At 37.1% G+C, this 18,186-nt stretch carries 20 protein-coding genes and 1 pseudogene; 6 read left to right on the top strand and 15 right to left on the bottom strand.

The genetic code is table 11. From position 1 onward, the window contains the following. Nucleotides 1-197: 197 nt before the first annotated feature. The 4 genes from AAHI02_RS06915 to AAHI02_RS06900 all read right to left on the bottom strand — a co-directional run bounded on the left by AAHI02_RS06915 (nucleotide 198) and on the right by AAHI02_RS06900 (nucleotide 5,471). Nucleotides 198-2,489 (bottom strand): FtsX-like permease family protein, encoded by a 2,292-nt coding sequence (locus tag AAHI02_RS06915; protein ID WP_346986073.1) that lies wholly within the window; start codon nucleotides 2,487-2,489, stop codon nucleotides 198-200. 249 nt (nucleotides 2,490-2,738) lie between these two features. After that, the gene (locus tag AAHI02_RS06910; protein WP_346986072.1) at nucleotides 2,739-3,461 is read right to left on the bottom strand and encodes an ABC transporter ATP-binding protein; all 723 of its coding nucleotides are present in this window, start codon (nucleotides 3,459-3,461) and stop codon (nucleotides 2,739-2,741) included. A 65-nt stretch (nucleotides 3,462-3,526) separates the two neighbouring features. Next, nucleotides 3,527-4,288 (bottom strand): DUF2807 domain-containing protein, encoded by a 762-nt coding sequence (locus AAHI02_RS06905; protein ID WP_346986071.1) that lies wholly within the window; start codon nucleotides 4,286-4,288, stop codon nucleotides 3,527-3,529. Between the two features lie 16 nt (nucleotides 4,289-4,304). Further along, the gene (locus AAHI02_RS06900; RefSeq protein WP_346986070.1) at nucleotides 4,305-5,471 is read right to left on the bottom strand and encodes an efflux RND transporter periplasmic adaptor subunit; all 1,167 of its coding nucleotides are present in this window, start codon (nucleotides 5,469-5,471) and stop codon (nucleotides 4,305-4,307) included. Nucleotides 5,472-5,761: 290 nt separating this feature from the next. Here AAHI02_RS06900 and AAHI02_RS06895 point away from each other — a divergent pair, with 290 nt between their 5' ends. The 3 genes and pseudogenes from AAHI02_RS06895 (at nucleotide 5,762) to AAHI02_RS06885 (ending at nucleotide 9,623) form a co-directional block, all read left to right on the top strand. Beyond that, entirely contained in the window at nucleotides 5,762-6,802 is a 1,041-nt protein-coding gene (locus AAHI02_RS06895) for a PDDEXK nuclease domain-containing protein (RefSeq protein WP_346986069.1), read from the top strand. An 18-nt stretch (nucleotides 6,803-6,820) separates the two neighbouring features. Then, nucleotides 6,821-8,165: pseudogene (locus AAHI02_RS06890) on the top strand (sigma-54 dependent transcriptional regulator). Between the two features lie 141 nt (nucleotides 8,166-8,306). Then, entirely contained in the window at nucleotides 8,307-9,623 is a 1,317-nt protein-coding gene (locus tag AAHI02_RS06885; protein ID WP_346986068.1) for a HAMP domain-containing sensor histidine kinase, read from the top strand. A 103-nt stretch (nucleotides 9,624-9,726) separates the two neighbouring features. On the opposite strand, the gene AAHI02_RS06880 is transcribed toward AAHI02_RS06885, so the two are convergent. Then, the gene (locus tag AAHI02_RS06880) at nucleotides 9,727-10,026 is read right to left on the bottom strand and encodes a hypothetical protein (RefSeq protein ID WP_346986067.1); all 300 of its coding nucleotides are present in this window, start codon (nucleotides 10,024-10,026) and stop codon (nucleotides 9,727-9,729) included. Nucleotides 10,027-10,185: 159 nt separating this feature from the next. On the opposite strand from AAHI02_RS06880, the gene AAHI02_RS06875 reads away from it, so the two are divergent. Further along, nucleotides 10,186-10,422, top strand: coding sequence for a hypothetical protein (locus tag AAHI02_RS06875; protein ID WP_346986066.1), 237 nt, complete (start codon nucleotides 10,186-10,188; stop codon nucleotides 10,420-10,422). A gap of 108 nt (nucleotides 10,423-10,530) precedes the next feature. Then, nucleotides 10,531-10,725 (top strand): hypothetical protein, encoded by a 195-nt coding sequence (locus tag AAHI02_RS06870; protein WP_346986065.1) that lies wholly within the window; start codon nucleotides 10,531-10,533, stop codon nucleotides 10,723-10,725. Between the two features lie 88 nt (nucleotides 10,726-10,813). Here the strand turns inward: AAHI02_RS06870 and AAHI02_RS06865 are convergent, their stop codons facing one another. The 4 genes from AAHI02_RS06865 to AAHI02_RS06850 form a co-directional block, all read right to left on the bottom strand. Beyond that, nucleotides 10,814-10,951, bottom strand: coding sequence for an AraC family transcriptional regulator (locus AAHI02_RS06865; RefSeq protein WP_346986597.1), 138 nt, complete (start codon nucleotides 10,949-10,951; stop codon nucleotides 10,814-10,816). Further along, nucleotides 10,884-11,621 carry a helix-turn-helix transcriptional regulator gene (locus AAHI02_RS06860; RefSeq protein WP_346986064.1) on the bottom strand — a complete coding sequence of 246 codons (738 nt, stop codon included), beginning with the start codon at nucleotides 11,619-11,621 and terminating at the stop codon, nucleotides 10,884-10,886. Before AAHI02_RS06860 ends, AAHI02_RS06865 begins: the two co-directional genes overlap by 68 nt. A gap of 188 nt (nucleotides 11,622-11,809) precedes the next feature. Continuing rightward, the gene (locus tag AAHI02_RS06855) at nucleotides 11,810-12,538 is read right to left on the bottom strand and encodes an SDR family oxidoreductase (protein WP_346986063.1); all 729 of its coding nucleotides are present in this window, start codon (nucleotides 12,536-12,538) and stop codon (nucleotides 11,810-11,812) included. A 15-nt stretch (nucleotides 12,539-12,553) separates the two neighbouring features. Beyond that, nucleotides 12,554-13,552 carry an SDR family NAD(P)-dependent oxidoreductase gene (locus AAHI02_RS06850; protein ID WP_346986062.1) on the bottom strand — a complete coding sequence of 333 codons (999 nt, stop codon included), beginning with the start codon at nucleotides 13,550-13,552 and terminating at the stop codon, nucleotides 12,554-12,556. Nucleotides 13,553-13,772: 220 nt separating this feature from the next. Between AAHI02_RS06850 and AAHI02_RS06845 the strand changes: the two genes are divergently transcribed. Then, nucleotides 13,773-14,186 carry a VOC family protein gene (locus tag AAHI02_RS06845; RefSeq protein ID WP_346986061.1) on the top strand — a complete coding sequence of 138 codons (414 nt, stop codon included), beginning with the start codon at nucleotides 13,773-13,775 and terminating at the stop codon, nucleotides 14,184-14,186. Nucleotides 14,187-14,414: 228 nt separating this feature from the next. Here the strand turns inward: AAHI02_RS06845 and AAHI02_RS06840 are convergent, their stop codons facing one another. From AAHI02_RS06840 to AAHI02_RS06815, 6 genes are all read right to left on the bottom strand, one after another. Beyond that, nucleotides 14,415-15,236 (bottom strand): alpha/beta hydrolase, encoded by an 822-nt coding sequence (locus tag AAHI02_RS06840; RefSeq protein WP_346986060.1) that lies wholly within the window; start codon nucleotides 15,234-15,236, stop codon nucleotides 14,415-14,417. A gap of 196 nt (nucleotides 15,237-15,432) precedes the next feature. Beyond that, the gene (locus AAHI02_RS06835) at nucleotides 15,433-15,948 is read right to left on the bottom strand and encodes a thioredoxin domain-containing protein (RefSeq protein WP_346986059.1); all 516 of its coding nucleotides are present in this window, start codon (nucleotides 15,946-15,948) and stop codon (nucleotides 15,433-15,435) included. A 2-nt stretch (nucleotides 15,949-15,950) separates the two neighbouring features. Further along, on the bottom strand, nucleotides 15,951-16,412 hold the full coding sequence (locus AAHI02_RS06830) for a redoxin domain-containing protein (protein ID WP_346986058.1): 462 nt from the start codon (nucleotides 16,410-16,412) through the stop codon (nucleotides 15,951-15,953). Between the two features lie 5 nt (nucleotides 16,413-16,417). Continuing rightward, nucleotides 16,418-17,113 carry a YoaK family protein gene (locus AAHI02_RS06825; RefSeq protein ID WP_346986057.1) on the bottom strand — a complete coding sequence of 232 codons (696 nt, stop codon included), beginning with the start codon at nucleotides 17,111-17,113 and terminating at the stop codon, nucleotides 16,418-16,420. A 5-nt stretch (nucleotides 17,114-17,118) separates the two neighbouring features. Further along, a complete protein-coding gene (locus tag AAHI02_RS06820) occupies nucleotides 17,119-17,769 on the bottom strand; it encodes a cupin domain-containing protein (protein WP_346986056.1) in 651 nt (216 codons plus the stop codon). Next, the gene (locus tag AAHI02_RS06815) at nucleotides 17,747-18,166 is read right to left on the bottom strand and encodes a cupin domain-containing protein (RefSeq protein ID WP_346986055.1); all 420 of its coding nucleotides are present in this window, start codon (nucleotides 18,164-18,166) and stop codon (nucleotides 17,747-17,749) included. Before AAHI02_RS06815 ends, AAHI02_RS06820 begins: the two co-directional genes overlap by 23 nt. Nucleotides 18,167-18,186 lie beyond the last annotated feature (20 nt).

Here is an 18,186-nt window from a genome sequence, read left to right as displayed (position 1 = left end):
GGTAATTGATGAATGCTATCTTGAGCCAGTTTTTTAACATAGTTGTTGGTTGTTAGTTGTCAGTTGTTGGATGTCGGAAAAGTTTCTATCAACTTTCAACCGACAACCACCAACAAATTTTTACTCGTATTTCAGATATTTTACCAGATTCCATAGGTTTTACCTACGGCTATTTACATTGAACCCTTCGGGTTCGTTTATTCATACTTCAGATATTTCACCAAATTCACTTTCGTCGCCTGATATGCTTTGATGCTTACAACAGCGAAGGTTAGAATCAATAATAAAATCAAACTCAGAATGAATGGAAAAATAGGCAAATCAATTCTGTAGGCGAAATCTTTCAGCCATTCGTTCATCAGGTAATAACTGATTGGCATACTGATGAGAACTGCAATCAAAGTAATCCAAAGGAATTGTTTTGTTAAACCTATAATTAAAGTTCCGTCTGATGCGCCTAAAGTTTTTTTAATGGCTACATCTTTTAATTTTTGCTCAATCATTAATGAAGACAACGCGAATAATCCAAGCAGGGCAACCATCAGAACCATTGCATTCAGAATTGTGAATAAGGTCTGCTGTTTCTGATATACCTCGAAAGTTTTTGCGAACTGCTTGTCGATGAAATACGATTCAAAAGGATAACCAGGCTCTACATTGCTTTCCCAATACTTTTTAATTCTTTTTACGGTCGCCGGTATATCATCAGGTTTCAGTTTCAGCTGGATGTTGTAGACATTATATCGCTTCCAGGATGTTGCGCGGTAATGAAAGAAAACCATTGGTTCAATTTCAGATTTTAAACTTTTAACATTAAAATCTTTCACAATACCTACAATTTTGTATGGTTTTTCATCAAAACCCGGCCGGAATTCATTCTTAAAAGCCTGCTTATCTGTCCATCCAAACTGTTTCACAAAAGTTTCATTTACCAACACATTATTGATGGTATCCGAAGCTAATTTCGGATTCAGCCAGCGTCCTTTGAGAAGTTTGACACCCATAAACTGGAGATAATCATAATCCATCGAGCCATGCTGTGCATAGATGGTTTTGTTCATGTAGTCCATATTGGAATTGCTGTAACGATAGCTTCCGGCAACAGCCTCTCCGTAAGAAACAGCCTCGACCCCTTGTATTTTTCGCATTTCGTTTTTAATGCGTTCATACTTCAGCCAGGGTTGTGGACTATTTTCGCTGAAAGAAACCAGAAAAATCTGTTTTCCATTAAAGCCGAGGTCCTTGCTCATCATATATCTGACCTGAGAATTCACAATAAGACCGCCTATGATAAAGAAAGATGAAATAATCAACTGTAAGATCAGAATTCCGTTTCTGAGCCAGACACCGTGTCTGCTTCTGGCGAAATTTCCTTTCAGCGTTTCAATGGCTTTGAAGTTGGCCAGATAAGCTGCAGGAATCAATCCGGAAATCAAAGTAACGGCTAAAACCATTGCAAATGAATACAGGTAGATATGCCAATTGTTCATCACGATTTCTTTATCAAAGAATTTATTAAAACTAGGTAAAAGAAGCTCAGTCAATGCCAGCGATAAAATATAGGATGCAAAACAAATTAAAAAAGTTTCTAATAAAAACTGTAAGACAAGTTTAGATTTCGTACTTCCGATTGCTTTTCTTACCCCGATTTCCTTAGCTCGTTGAGAAGCCTGCGCGGTTTTCAGGTTAATAAAATTGATGGCTGATAAAATAACAATTAATACAGAAAGGCTAAACAGAATCATCATTGTTTTAAAATCTCCGGTTCCAAACCAATAGGCTTTTGCATGCAACTTCAGTTGATCGAGTGGGGTGAGTAAACTTCCTTGCGGACCGTACAATTCAAGATATTTTTGAGGGGTAACTCCTGCTCCCTGCGCATTCATTTTCGCCCGATACTCAAAAACATCTTTCAATAATTTTTCCTGAACAATTTCTGTATCTGCATTTTTATCGAGCATAAAAAAACATCCGTAATTAAAATTACCCCATCCTTCCTTATCGTTCTTTAATTGGTTATAAGCCAACATTACAAATTCCGGATTTATCAAACTATTACCTTTTGGCAATTCATAAACCGCAGTAATGATGTAATTCTTATTGTCAAATTTCACACTCTCTCCCGCAACATCTGTTTTGCCGAATAAATTTTTTGCTGCTTTGGTGGAAATTGCAAGTGAATTTTCATTTTTTAAAGCATCTTTGAAACTTCCGGCTACCAGTTTAAATGGAAAGAAATTGAAGAAATTTTCAGAAACGCTCATTCCATCTTTCTGATAAATGGTTTTCTTTTTGGTTGTCATTTTAAAACCCATTCCGGAATTACTGAACAAAACATAATCCTTAATTTCAGGAATCATTTTTACGGCACGGTCTGCAATGGGATAAGAAATACTTGGGCTGTAGGTATTTTCTTTTTTTGTTATGCTGTTGAAATCCATAGATATTATCCTTCTTCGGATTCCATTTTTCGTAAGATTCTTCATCATTCCAATGCATCAGGATGAGCATGAAGCCTGTCAGGCCAACTGTGAGTCCGAACAAATTAATCAATGTGGAAAGCCAGTTCTTTTTATAATTGATGAAGGCGATTTTGAGCCAGTTGTTTAGCATAATTGATAGTTTTGGGTTGAGGGTTGAAAGTTGTCGGTTGACGGATTTAAAACCAGACGTTTTGAAATAATACTTCTGTTAGCTGATTTTCCATCAACTAACAACCGACAACTAACAACAAGTTTTTACTCAAAGTTTTTAGAATCTGCTTTTTCAAAAACATCTTTTCTTTGGGAAGAATGCTCTTCGGAGAAAATCTCGCCGTCTTTCATATTCACAATTCTTGATGCGTATCCGGCGTCGTAAGAAGAGTGAGTCACCATCGCAATGGTAGAGCCTTCTCTGTGAAGTTCGGCAAGAAGATTCATCACCTCGTTTCCGTTGGAGCTGTCGAGATTTCCGGTGGGCTCATCGGCAAGAATTAATTTTGGTCTTGTTACCAACGCTCTTGCAACGGCTGCTCTCTGTTGCTGACCACCTGAAAGCTGTTGTGGATAATGCTTGGCCCTGTGAGCGATATTGATTTTTTCCATGATCTCTTCCACACGTCTTTTTCTTTCTGAGGAAGAAACGCCGTTGTAAATCAAAGGCAATTCTATATTTTCATAAACGGTCAACTCATCAATCAGGTTGAAATTTTGGAAGATGAAACCGATATTTTTCTTTCTGATGTCCGATTTTTTCTTTTCACTAAGGCCTACTGTTTCTGTACCGGTGAACTGGTAAGAGCCCGAAGAAGCGTTGTCCAGCAATCCCAAAATGTTCAGGAACGTAGATTTTCCGCAGCCGGAAGGCCCCATAATAGCTACAAATTCACCTTCTTTGATGTGTAAACTTACATCGTTAAGCGCATTGGTCTGAACATCTTCAGTTTTATAGATTTTGGAAAGGTTTTTAATATTGATCATTTTTAATTTAGTTTAAAGTTCTATGCTTAAGGTTTTGGAAATTATTTATCGATTATCAGTTATATTTAAAGCATATCAATCGTTCCGCCGGAATCTCGTGTTGCAGAGAATTTAATTCCAGACAATGTCTTATACCTTATGGTTGCCAGAGAACTTGCAGAAGCAATTAACTGTTTTGAAACACTTAAAGTTACGGATGATGCCGATTCTGCCTTGACAGTAGCTATAGATATATCCGTTTTGGTTGCGGTGATTTTCGAGGCTTCTTCCGAAGAAATGGTTGCCGTTCCGATTTTCCCCTGAATATTGATTGAACTTCCGGATTCTGCGTTAATTACCAGATGATCCGTATTCAACTTCCCGAAAACAGAACCTCCGGATTGTGTGCTGATGGAAACATTTTTAGCATTAGAATCTCCAAAGATTTTTCCGCCACTTTCCGTGCTGAATTTCTGAATATTAAATACATTTTTTATTTTCACAACTGATGCGGTACTTGCGCTCACAGATTTCACATCTTTTGCAAAGATTACAATTCTGGTGTTCACATTTTCCATCGACTGGTTTCTTTTATAGCCTATATGAAGTGTGTTATTTTTCACGCTGATGTTTACGAACTGCATGTAATTGCTTGTAATCACTGCTTTTTCTTCGTTAGATTTCACCACTTCTACATTAAAGATCATATCAGAATCGATGTTTTCAAAGTGGCTTAGCAGAACGGTTTTCGTTTCAGTGATGTTATCAATCGTTCTGCCTTTCAATGTCGCAAGAGACATTATAAGTCCAATAATTGTTGTTATCAGTAGTAATAATAGTTTTTGCATAGTTATATTTTTAAATTTATTTTTGAATATCAAGTATTTCGTATTTTTTTAGTTCAGAATAATCCGAAGTAATGACCGATTCTCCTTGTTTCAATCCGGAAACCACTTCATAATATAAAGGATTTTCTCTTCCAAGACTGATGTTTCTTTTTTCTGCTTTATTACCTTTCACCACAAAGATCCATTTTCCGTTGGTGTCTTTATAGAAATTTCCTTTCGGAATCATCAGGCTCTGCGTGTCGGCCGATAATTTAAGCTTTACTCCGAATGTCATCCCGATTTTCAGTGTTGAAATTTTTACATCCATAAAATTCAGTTCCACCGAAAACTGTCCGTCTTTCACTTCCGGAAGAATTTTGGTGATGATGACTTCATATTCTTTTCCGTTATTATCCAGCGTTCCTTTGATTCCGGTTGTTAGTTTATTGATGTAATATTCGTCCACTTTAGCCACCAGCTTGTAGCCGCCCATCAGATCAATTTTTCCTATACTTTCCCCGGTTGTAAGATTCTGCCCGAGCGAAATCGTAAAAGACGAGAGCCTTCCCGAAGCCGGCGACATAATAAGGAAATTGTTTTTATTTAAGCGAAGAATATTTAAACTTTTTTCCATCTGACTGATAGAGCTGGTGATGGCCGCCATCTGGGAATTTCTGGAAGCCTTTTCATTGGTTGCCCCTTTTTCTACAATGAATTTTCTTTGTTTCTGATAATTGAGATTTTGTAGGGCAACATCGTAATCCGTTTTCTTTCCGATTTCTGCATCATACAATCTTTTCTGAAGATTAAAAGTCTGCAAAGCGGTATTGTAATCATTCTGAGACTGCAACAGCTCTTTATCCTGATTGAATTCCTGATTTTTAAGCTCAAGAATCGAATTTCTCATCTGGCTGATCTGCTGCATGATTCCCGTTTCCTGATTCAGGTAATTGAATTCCGTATTCGGGTTGTAAACTCTGGCGATGGGCTGGTCTTTCGTCAACATTTGCCCGTCCTCTGCAAAAATTTCTTTCACTGCGCCTCCTTCTACGACATTCACCAATGAAGAATTCAGTGATTGTGTCTGTGCTGTCACCATCAACATATCCTCGAATTTTCCTTTGGTAACGTCATCAATGGTAATGTCTTCGGATTTTACGTTATATGTTTTTTTCTGATTCAGGAAATACCATCCGAAAAACAAAACTGCCAGAATCAGAACAATAATTATAATGACAAATTTCAGTTTAGATTTCTTTTTTTACTATTTTCGTATCCATAATGGAGATAAGTCTTTTGCTTACAAGATATTACACAATGCAGATGCCACAGATTTATAATGCTGTAATGCTCTGTAAATGTGATTAAACATAATTTATTGATTTTGAAGGCTGTTCATTATCGGACACTTTTTGTGCGGAAACGGACAAATTTAATGATTGATTAATGATACTTATCTTAAAAAAAAATTACAAATGATGAATAATAAAAACTATGGTTAAAAAATTAAAAAGTACAGAACCCTTCGATCATCCAATCGTATTTTCCAACGAAAAGCTTTTTGATGATTTATCAAAACTTATAGAACAAAGCCGCCAGCAGGTAGCGATGCAGGCCAACAGTGCGCTTACTGTTTTATTTTGGCAGGTTGGCAAACGCATTAATGATGATATTCTTCGAAACCAACGCGCAGCGTATGGAAAACAAATTGTTTCGAAAGTGTCGACACAATTGGAAAATTCTTATGGACGAAATTTTGCAGAGAAAAATGTACGTAGAATGATGCAGTTTGCGGAAATTTTTCCGGATATGCAAATTGTCGTTACACTGTCACGACAATTAAGTTGGTCTCATTTTTTAATCTTAATTCCTTTAAAATCAGTAGAAGCTAAACAATTTTATGCACAACTAGCAATTAATGAAACACTTGGAGTAAGGGAACTCCGCAAACAAATCGCCAACAAAGCTTTTGAACGAATCGAAATTGCCAATTTACAATCGTCACAAAACGAAAATTTCCCAATCAATACTTTTAAAGATCCATATTTATTAGATTTTCTAGGCTTACAAAACGATTATCTTGAAAAAGATATTGAAACTGCTATTCTTCACGAACTGGAAAAATTTATTATGGAATTAGGAAAAGGATTTGCATTTGTGGAACGCCAAAAAAGAATGATTATTGACGGAGAAGATTTTTATCTTGATTTACTGTTCTTTCATCGTTCACTCAAAAGATTGGTTGCAATCGAACTAAAACTGGGGAAATTTCAGGCAAAATATAAGGGCCAAATGGAATTATATCTGAAATGGCTCAACAGAAATGAAAGGCAGGAGGGAGAAGAAACACCAATCGGGTTGATACTTTGTGCAGAAAGCAGCAAAGAGCAGGTAGAACTTCTGGAAATGCATAAAGATGGGATAATGGTCGCAGAATACTGGACTGAATTACCACCGAAAAAAGAACTCGAGAGAAAATTACATTTCGCTTTAATCGAAGCAAAAGAACGTTTCGAACGTAAAAAATTGCTATAAAAAATTACTAAATCAAGAATGCGAAAAAAAGAAGCTCATATATTAATTGTTGATGACGACGAAGATATTTTGTTTTCGGCGAGAGTCTGGCTTAAGAAATTCTTTACGGAAGTAAGTTGCCTCAGCCAGCCGAAGAATATCCTGAAACTAATGTCGGAATACCAGATTGATGTTGTTTTGCTGGATATGAATTTCCGGAAAGGTTTTGAGAACGGACAGGACGGATTGTACTGGATGCAGGAAATCAAAACGCTTGAGCCTGAGCTTCCGATTATTCTGATGACGGCGTATGGTGAAGTCGAACTGGCGGTAGAAGCTCTGAAAAACGGCGCCTCCGATTTTATCCTGAAGCCATGGAATAATGAAAAACTTTACGCTTCTGTTAATCTTGCCGTCGATATTTCCCGGAAAAACAAGAAATTGAACCAATGGGAGAATATCAGCGTGAAAACCAATCAGTATCAGTTGGAAACGAAATCGACTGTGATGGAGGAAGTTATGGATCAGATTACCCGGGTTTCTCCAACAGATGCGAATGTCCTTCTTTTGGGAGAAAACGGAACAGGAAAATATGTTCTGGCAGAACGTATTCATGAGCTGTCTGAGCGGAAAAGCCAGCCTTTTGTACACATTGATCTGGGAAGTCTTTCTGAAAACCTTTTTGAAGCGGAATTGTTCGGGTATAAAAAAGGGGCGTTTACCGATGCACATCAGGATTACGCCGGAAAAATTGAAAATGCACAGAACGGAACGGTTTTCCTGGATGAGATCGGAAATCTTCCGCTTCATCTTCAGACCAAATTGCTGAGCCTGATTCAAAATAGAAAATTATCCAGAATAGGGGAGAGTAAGGAACGTTTACTTGACGTGAGATTTATTTTTGCCACCAACGAAAATCTTAAAAAAAGCGGTTGCAGAAAACCGTTTCCGAAAAGATCTTTATTACAGGATTAATACGGTGGAACTTCAGATTCCGGCTTTAAGAGAACGATTGGAAGATATTCCGGATTTAGCGGATTATTTTCTGGAAAAATACATACAGAAGTACCATAAACCTGAACTGGTTTTAAATGAAAGCTTGATTTCACAGTTGATACATTATTCCTGGCCGGGAAATATCCGTGAACTCGATCACTGCATTGAGAGAAGTGTGATTCTTTCTAATGAGAAAAATATGAAGCTGCTGATGCCACGGGACGATGATTCTGAGAAAACGTTAGTGAATCTTAATCTTGAGGAGATGGAAGAATTCCTGATTAAAAAAGCGTTGAAAAAACATCGCGGAAATATTTCTCTGGCAGCGGAAGATCTGGGATTGTCGAGAGCCGCGTTGTACAGAAGAATGGAAAAATTTGAGTTGTAATTGGTTGTTGGTTCATAGTTTTGGTTGATGGATTTAAATCATTAATGATAAATACACTTCAACAAGCTGTCTGTGACAATTCTAATACTAAATGTCTAATTTAAGCGATGTCAGGCTGAGCTTGTCGAAGCCTCTTTTACTATGAAAAAGCAAAAAATATTTTGGTTAATCTTCATTTTGCTGGCCATTGTCAGTGGAATTTTTGCATTTGATTTTTACTCTCAGAACAAATGGATCAATTGCATCTTATTTTCGTTAGTAAGCAGTATTTGCATTATTTTGGCGCAGACATCGGCTTCATCTTATATTCAGAAAACGGAAAAGTTGCTTTTAGCCATTCAGAAAAAAGATTTTTCGCTGTTTCCTAAGACAGAAGAAAATAATCTGGTTGATAATGCTGTAAAGCTTTATTACCAAAGCAAGGAAGAATATCTTTCACACTCGTCTTACAAGCTACTTTATGAGGAAATCCTGGGACAGCTGGAGATAGGTCTTATGATTCTTTCTGAAAAAAATAATGATTGGGATGTTTTTTATGTCAATCCTGTTTTTCTTGAAATTCTGCAGATTCCCAAATATAATTCCTGGAGCCTTTATGAGACTAAAGCACCGGCTTTCTATAAAGTCATCGAACAAACCCAATATGAAAATTCTCAGGAATTTTTTGATATTTCGATTAATGAAAATGTCAGACAATCTTATTCTCTCAGGACCAAAAAAATACAGAATGCCCGGCACCGGTTCTGCATCATCAGTCTCGAATCTGTTCAGAAAATTATTGAGCAAAAAGAAAAATTGGCCTGGAATAACCTGATGAAAGTAATTTCTCACGAGCTTTTGAATACCCTTACGCCTGTCAACAGCCTGATACAGAATATGGAATATATTGCCAATCAGGAAACGATAGAAAAAGAAGATCAGCAGGATATGAAAGAAAGCCTGATGATTATTAATTCAAAATCGAAACAGCTGCTTGATTTTGTTGATGATTACCGGCAGGTTGCGGAACTGCCAAAACCTGTTTTTAAAACAATTTCATTAAAAGATACTGTAGAATCTGCCCTTCATTTCCTGAAATCTGAATTCGAAAAAAAGAATATCACGATCATCAATTCACTGGAAAATTATACTATTTCTGCGGATGAAAAAATGATTCAGCGGTGTTTGATTAATCTTTATCTCAATGCTATTTATGCCGTTTCCGAAAGTGATGAAAAAATGATAAGAACAGAAATGAAAACACTGCATAAACGAATCATTCTGAGTGTAGAAGACAGTGGTATAGGGATTCAGAAGGAAATTCAGGATAAGATTTTTCTCCCATTTTTCACAACAAGAAATGGGGGTTCCGGGATCGGCCTTACACTCAGCAAAAGCATTGTCGAAGCACATCAGGGATACCTGAATTATAAACCTCTGGAACACGGCAGCCGTTTTGAAATCTGGTTTGTAAATTAGAATTCAAATACCTGTAAGATCAACTATAAGCGGAAAAGCAGACGAATACAACTTTTCCGGTGGATAAATTCTAATAAAGTTCAGTGAAATTATTTGTTTTGTTTTACAACTCTTCTTCCAGGATATTGATAATCCGGTCAATAACATGCTGTTTTCTGTATTTTTTATGATATTCAGCTCTTGGTTCCGAAACAATCTGGTCATGTTCTTTGCTGAAAAGTGCATACAGGTCTATTTCCGGGTGTCTCTCAACGTACCATACTAAGAAATTGAGGGGCATTGCATTTTTCCCGGAAAAATATAACTGAATCGACTGTGGCGTTACTCCGTAATCTTTTGCGATTTCTGTCATCGTTTCTCCTTTTCCCCTGCTGTAGTCACGGATCTTCTCGTAAATTTTCATATTGTGTAGCTTCTTTGTATTAAATTTAACAATAAAAAGATGTAATTTTTTAAATAATTTATTGTTTTTAAATATATAATTGTATATTTGCTCTTAAATTGTCTTTTAGACAAGCACAAAACTACGAAAAAAAGGTTAAATAAAATTTATTCATTTTATATGGGCAAATCGATGTATCTCTGCCATCAGAAAATAATTGACGAAAAATTTGATTTCATTGACCAATGGCTACCGGCGCGTTATACAGGTTCAGTGAATATCTTTCTAAAAAAGGAATCAAAAAATGCAGCCTATATCAGGCAGGTGAGGAGAAGAAAAATAAATGACGAGAAAGTGGCAGATGCATTGTATAAAGTTTCTCTGATCAATAAATTGCAGGTAGAGATAGAGACATAATTAAAAAAAATAAGTACATTTGATTTTTAGAAAATATAATTTCATTTAAGAGTCAATCATTTATACAACTCAATGAGAGTTTTTAACAATAAAAATAACACAATAACTATGGAAAAAAAAGCAGCGGTAATCACCGAATGTTTAAAATGCAAAACACGATACAAAAATTATTTCAACGTATCTCCATGCTGTCAGTCAATTGTTTTAAAAGTAGACGAAAACGGAAACAGTACCACAATTACTTTTCTCAGCGCATTATCAAAACCCCGTCCTCATATAATAAAGAAAATAATTACAGAATAAGAATTTAGGACATTTGTTTTTTAAATCCCGCAAACTTCATCTGAAAATTGCGGGATCTTTTATTTATGAAAATTAAAATAAAATAGCTCTACAAAGACAGCTGACTTGGTGACAAACCATATTTCTTCTTGAAAGCAAATGAAAAATGGGAGAGGTCTTCAAAGCCGACTTCCAGATAAACTTCCGTTGGTTTTTTTTTCTTTTCGGATAATTGATAGTACGCCAGTTGAAGTCTTTTTTTCGGTCAGCCATTTCTGTGGCGTACTGCTGAAATATTTTTTAAAATCTCTGTTAAATGTTGATAGACTGCGTCCCGTGAGATAGCCTAATTTTTCCATAGGCATATTAAACATAAAGTTTCGCTCCATGAAGCTGATGAGGTCTACCTTTCCCGGTTCATCAAAATTGGCGAGGATATTATCTACACTTTTATCAATTTCCCGTAGAATGCTTATGGCTTCAGTAATTTTCAAAGAAGCAATATTTTCCGGAAAAGTTCCTTCAAGGTCAAAATAAGGTACTACAGATGCCATGCAGCTTTCCAATAGCGGATGGTTGCTGAAACTGTATATCTTAGGCTCGGGTTGACGTTTTTTATCTATTTCGATTTTCTCATAGAATTTCTTCAGGCGTTCCATAGAAAGATGCATTACCACCGTTTTGTGGGGCTGGCCGTTCCTGGGATAATTTACAATTGTGGCAAGAAGATTTCTGGGAATCAGGAATATATCGCCTGTTTTAAAATAACAAGTAGAATCTGCCTGTATGATTTTTGTTTCCCCTGAAATGAACCATATGAGCATATGGTCATCAAACATAAGATCTGATTTAAACAGCTTGTCGTCATAGCTGGAAAGCTTAATTTCAGGTGTCAGATATTTTGATATATGATCCATTTGAATACTTTTAATTATATGAAAAATAATACAATTCTACATTGTTGTATCAGTTGTTAAAAATAGTAGATTGTCAAATGTAGTGAAATCATTCTTTGTCGAAGACTTGCAGTCAATAGCTTTAAAATTTTAAATTAAATAATCAGTAGGCCAGCAAGTGACTTGTATTTGATTTTTAATAAACTCAGCTAAACAGTTTGCCCGCCGTCAATTAAAAAGTCTGATCCGGTGATGAAAAGAGCTTCATCTCCCAACAGGTAAGAAATTAAGCTGGCCACCTCATCTGGTTTTCCGAAGCGCATGAGTGGTATGCTGTTGACCATTTTGCTTTCAAGATCCTTATTCATTCCCATTTTATCCATAATTTCTGTAGATACAGGTCCCGGACTTACCGCATTGACACGGATTTTCCTTGGCGCCAGCTCAATCGCTGCGATTTTCATAATCGCGTTTACCGCGGCTTTGCTTGCTGCATATACTGATGCATTCGGAGGCGAAATTCTGGCTGATGTGGATGACAGAAATACCACGGATGCACCGTTATTCAGAAATGGAATGAACGTACTTAAAGTAAAAAAAGCTCCTTTCAGATTAACATTCATTACTTCATCAAACATTTCTTCTGAGGTAGTTTCTATAGAAGCGATTTTGGTGATCCCGGCATTGATCAGAAGCATATCTATCTTTCCATATTTTTCGTGTACCGATGCTGCCAGCCGATTGATATCTGTAAGGTTCGACTGATCTGCAACTATGCCGGTAATATCCAATTCCGTGGCTGCATTTTCCACCGCATCTTTTCTTCGGCCTGTGATGATAACTTCAGTACCGGTTTCTTTAAGCCTGCGGGCTGTTGCATATCCTATTCCGCTGTTGCCTCCTGTAATAACTGCAATTTTTGTATCTGTATTTTTCATTTTTAAAATTTAAAATTAAATAGTAAATGATACGCCTGTCATTTTCTCACTCAGGTCCCATAATCTCTTGGCATTAGCCTCGTCCAAAGAATATCTTTTAACGCCATATGAACCATAGCTTTCTTCATCTTCTGCCAGCCTTGCAATGTCGCCATCTTCACAATATACTCCTCCTATATTATTAAGCTGTGGACTGACAGCACACCAAACGGTAGTGGCCGCTCCCTGTGGAACTGATTTTAATGTAGCCGCCACTTCAGGGAGCATGTTCCCGTCTGCATCCACAAAACCCATTTTTTGAAACAATTCCAATGGTGCTTCTCTTCCCAGCTCGGTACCTGCTATTGAACCCGGATGTACAGAATAAGCTCTTATGTTGTATTCTTTTGCGCGGTTGTCAAGCTCAAGGGCAAACAGATTACTTGCTGTTTTCGACTGACCGTAAGCTTGTAACGTTTCATATTCCCTGTGTAAAAAATTAGGATCTTCAAAATTGAAAGGTGCCATTTGATGTCCTAAAGAAGATACATTAATGACCCGGGCTCCATTAGCCTTTTTAAGTGCCGGGAACAATCTGGCAGTAAGATGAAACTGTCCGAGGTAGTTGGTTGCCAGTTGTGATTCTATTCCTCTGCTGTCTCTTCGAAGGGGAACCCACATGATTCCGGCATTGTTAATAAGCAGATGCAATGGTCTCTGTGACGAAAGAAATTTGTTGGCAAATTCATCAATAGACTGAGGATCCATAATATCCATCACCTCAATTTCTACATTTTCAATACCTTCAAGATTTTTTTTAGCTTTATCAATATCTCTTGCGGGTACGATAACAGTGGCACCTGCGGCTGCAAGGGTTTTTGTGGTTTCAAGTCCGATTCCGGCATTTCCTCCGGTTACAATTACGATTTTACCGGTTAAGTTTATTCCATTGATGATTTCATTTGTTGTTGACTGTGCGTTAAATCCTGATCCGATTGGTTGTTGTAACGCTCCTTGATAATTGGTTGTTTCCATTTTTTAAATTATTTAAAAGTTATAGGACAAAATTATCAGGAATAGACTTGCGTGACTTTGTTGATAACGTCAAATTACTTTGTTTAGAATGTCAAGATTAGTGATTAAAAAAAGCTACCTGACAAAAAAAGTGTCTTTTTAGAAGAATAAATAATAGCTGCTGACAGGCTGTTGTCAGACTATCAGATAATTTTGTAGGATAATTTTAAATTTATACAACATGAACTTATTATCTGTAAGAATCATCACTTCCAATATTGATGGTCTGATAAAATTTTACGAAGAAATCACAGGATTATCCTTTGTACGGTACACACCCGAGTTTGCAGAACTCAATACGGATTGTGCAACATTGGCAATTGGCAGTATTAATACAATGAAAGCTTTTTCTGAAAAAGATATTGTAACTGCTATTCAAAATACAAGTGTCATTATCGAATTTATGGTTGATGACGTAGACAAATTATACGAAAAAATAAGGACTGTAGTAGACGCTTCCATAGTTCAAAAACCAACACTGATGCCTTGGGGGAACAAATCTCTTCTGTTTCGTGATCCTGATGGAAATCTGGTTAATTTATTTACCCCTGTTTCAGAACAGGCAATGAAAAAGTTTAAGCTAAATCATTCGTAAACTTTAATTTAAAATATCTTATTCGGATAGAAATTGAAGACCATACCCTAAAATAAAAAACCTACTCTTACCTATAAATTGTAGAGTAGGTCATTTTTCATTTTAGTTTAAACCGACCTGGCGAAACAAAACAGAAACTTATTTTAGTTTAAACTGATGTGCGGAACAAAAACAGAAAACTGTTTTAATCTAATCTGATTTGGGGAAACAAAATAGTTTCGGCAAATGCTACAATTGAATAAACTCTAAGATATCTTTATTAATAGTCGGAGCTTCCGTAGTTGGCATTCCGTGAGGGAAACCAGGGTATGTTTTCAAAGTCCCGTTTTTCAATAATTTAATAGATTTTAAAGCCGCATTTTGGTAAGGAACAATCTGATCATCTTCACCATGAAGAACCAAAACCGGGATATCTGTATTTTTCAAATCTTCAGTTTGATCGGTCTCAGAAAATGCTTTGATCCCGTCGTAATGAGCCACGATTCCGCCCATCATTCCTTGTCTCCACCAGTTTCTCTGAACACCTTCTTTTACGTCGGCACCTTCTCTGTTGTAACCGTAGAAAGGGAAAGTCAAATCGATATAAAATTGACTTCTATTATTCAAAGTCTGGTCTCTGATATTATCAAAAACGGACATCGGAACGCCATCAGGATTATTGTCACTTGCCACCATAATCGGCGGAACTGCACTGATTAAAACAGCTTTTTTCGCTCTTCCGTTCGCATATTTGTTTACATATCTTATCACCTCACCTCCACCTGTAGAGTGCCCGATGTGCACTACATCTTTCAGGTCTAAGAATTCAACCAGTTCAGCGGCATCAGAAGCATATTGTTCGATCGTATGATTGTAGATATCCTGGCTGGAACGTCCGTGACCTCGTCTGTCATGCGTTACAACTCTGTATCCTTTCTGCAGGAAGAAAATAACCTGTGCATCCCAGTCGTCTGAAGATAAAGGCCATCCGTGGTGAAACATTAAAACCGGTCCTTTTCCCTGGTCTTTGTAAAAAATCTCTGTTCCGTCTTTTAATTTTAGTGTACTCATTGTTGTAAATTTTTAATGTTATAATTATTGTATTGTAATATTTGTTGTGTTATTTCTTTAGCAAATGTAGGACAGTGAAATCTGATAGAAATTAATCTAGTTTAATATCGCTCATTTTTGATAAAAAAAACTGAAATTTATTTGGGCATCTATTTCCACCTGTAGTTTAATTCGCTGTTTTTAGACAGTAAGACCATTAGCTTACATTTTCGCCGATCAGTTCAAGCAGATCCTCAGCACCGCCATTGAATTTATTTCCATTGATGAAGAAAGAAGGCGTTCCGTTGACACCGCTCATAATTCCGCTTTCAAAATCTGAATCTACTTTTTCTTCCAGTTCGGCTTTCTGAATATCTTCTTTAAATTGAGCAATGTTTAACCCTATATTTTCTGCAAGCCTGAATAAATATAGCTCATCCAGATTCCGCTGATTTTCGTAGATAGCATCATGCATCTCCCAGAATTTCCCCTGCAGATCGGCAGCTTCTGCAGCAATTGCCGCAACTCTGGCATATTGATGCATTTCCGAAAGCGGAAAATTCCTGAATACAAATTTCACCTGACTTCCGTATTCTTTCATTAATTCTTTAAGAACCGGATAGGCGGCTCCACAGTAAGGACATTGATAATCGCCGTATTCTACGATCACCAAATCGGCTTTTAAGTTGCCTTGGGCGTGGTCAGTAGTACTGACTGATGGTTTTAGTGACATAATTATTTTGTGTTAAGTGTTTCTAGTGCGTCTAAAATTCCGTCTGCACCAGGATTAATGGCCGTTGGTGACAGATAGCTCCATTCGATGATACCTTCTTTGTTGATGACAAACAAAGCTCGTTTACACTCGCCTTCTTCTTCGTCATAAACGCCGTATTTTTTAGCAGTTTCTCCTTTGGCTTCAAAATCTGCCAGTAACGGAAAATGTAAATTCCGAGATTGCGAAAATGCCAGATGGCACCATTTACTATCCACAGAGATTCCGAAAATCTCAGCGTCATACTTCTTGAAAAACTTCAGGGTTTCGTTATATAAAGCCATCTGATCACTGCAAACCGGACTCCAGTCGGCGGGATAGAAAGCGAGAATAACGTTTTTTCCTTTAAACTCTGAAAGTGTAATTTTTTGATCAGGTGTTGCATACAATGTAAAATCGGGTGCAGCGGTTCCTTTTTGTAACATAATATTTAGTGTTTAGTGGTTGTAATATTGGTAATTAATCTACTACAAGTTAATAATAAAACTGCAGGTAAAAGCAATGTCAGGTTTTTTAAAGCATCAAGCAGGAACGGAGCGACCGCAGCGCCGGACAAAAATCCAATCCACACTAATAAAAGATGAATCGCATTAGATCGGTATTTCTTTTTTTCTGCTTTATCTTCAGTCATACTGAGCATTGCGGTGTTTCGTGCCAGGCTGTTTAATGTGCCGGTAACAAAATCAGTATTCACTTTTTGGTCTCCGACTGTCGTTATAATCGTATTCATCAATCCCATCGAAAAACCGATAACAGCAATAGAAAAAATGTTTGTAATTGGATAATAGTAATGTATTGCTGTATAAAGAATCAGAATTCCCGAAACAATATAAAAAGTAATAGTTTTAATCCTGCATTTCTTCCATAATGACAAACAGGTGCCCGCATAAATTCCGGTTAAAAAACCTGCAATGACTGTAATAGATGTAATGATAATTCCAAATTTGTGACTGAAAAAAGCTGCTCCCAACTGCGTGGTATTTCCACTCATAAAGGAAACATAGGTTTTCCATTGTATCAATCCTGTGGCATCAATATATCCCGCGATGAAAGCTAAGAATATGGCTAGTTTCTCTTGTACTCTGATTTGTTCAGGGGATAAAAGAGAAGGCGTTTCCGATAGCAAAATACTTATTTTGCAGGTTGAATAAATACTTTTTTGGCCGGGAATTTTTCAATTTCACCTTCCTTCAAACCAAAATTCGTTTCTACGACATCTTTCGGATTGCCCGCCAGCCATTCGCTTAAGTCAATAGATTCATAAACACCGCTGTTAAATCCGATCAATACTTTACAAACCGTATCTCCTGTATTTTTAATGTAATGTCCGGCTCCCATCGGAACGTAGCCTACATCTCCTGCATTAAACTGTTCCGTAACAATCGTTCCTTCGGCTAAGAAAACCGACATTTCAGCCTGCCCGGAAATGAAATACTGCCATTCATCTGCATTCGGATGCCAGTGCATTTCCCTTAACGCACCCGGCTGTAATTCCAGAACAGAACCTGCCATTGTTGTGCTAATCGGGAATTCTTTGCTCGTTACCAATCTTTGTAAACCGCCTCCGGGAATAATTCTAGGTTGTTGGGAATGCAAAGGATAACGGTGAAGATTGGTTAATTCAATATCAGATTCTTCAGGCCTTGCTGTTGCAGCAAATGACATTTCGTCCGGAACAACTCCTGCGGCAAAATACGCTTCTTTCTGTGGTAATGCTGCAACTTCTTCAAGGGTTAAACCTAAGTTTTGAGCAACAATCTCAGGGGGGTACGCTTGAAACAAAATCGGTAACGCTGAATGTATGATCCTCAGAAAAATTACCGTTATCAAAGATCAGAATAAAATGACATTCTTCCGTTCCTGTTGCCTGAATCGAGTGTCCGTACCCTTTTGGGAAATACCATACATCTCCGGGTTCAAAATTATCAGTATAGCTTTTTCCGTCAGGATGAATAATCGTTGTGCGCACCGTTCCGGAAATTACATAAGCCCATTCTGCGGCGTTGGCATGCCAGTGCAATTCTCTCATGCTACCAGGCTGCAATCTCATAGAAACTCCGGCAATACCGATAGAAGCTGGAAAATCTTTAACAGAAGCACCTCTTGTTGTTCCACCGTCGTTGGTACGCGGTTCTTTTTTTTCTAACTCGTATTTGAAGCTTAAGTTTTCAGTATTCATACTATTAATTTTTTAGTGGT

Source organism: Chryseobacterium sp. POE27, from assembly GCF_039727685.1.
Classification (GTDB): domain Bacteria; phylum Bacteroidota; class Bacteroidia; order Flavobacteriales; family Weeksellaceae; genus Chryseobacterium.
This window is presented reverse-complemented; position numbering and strand designations above follow the sequence as displayed.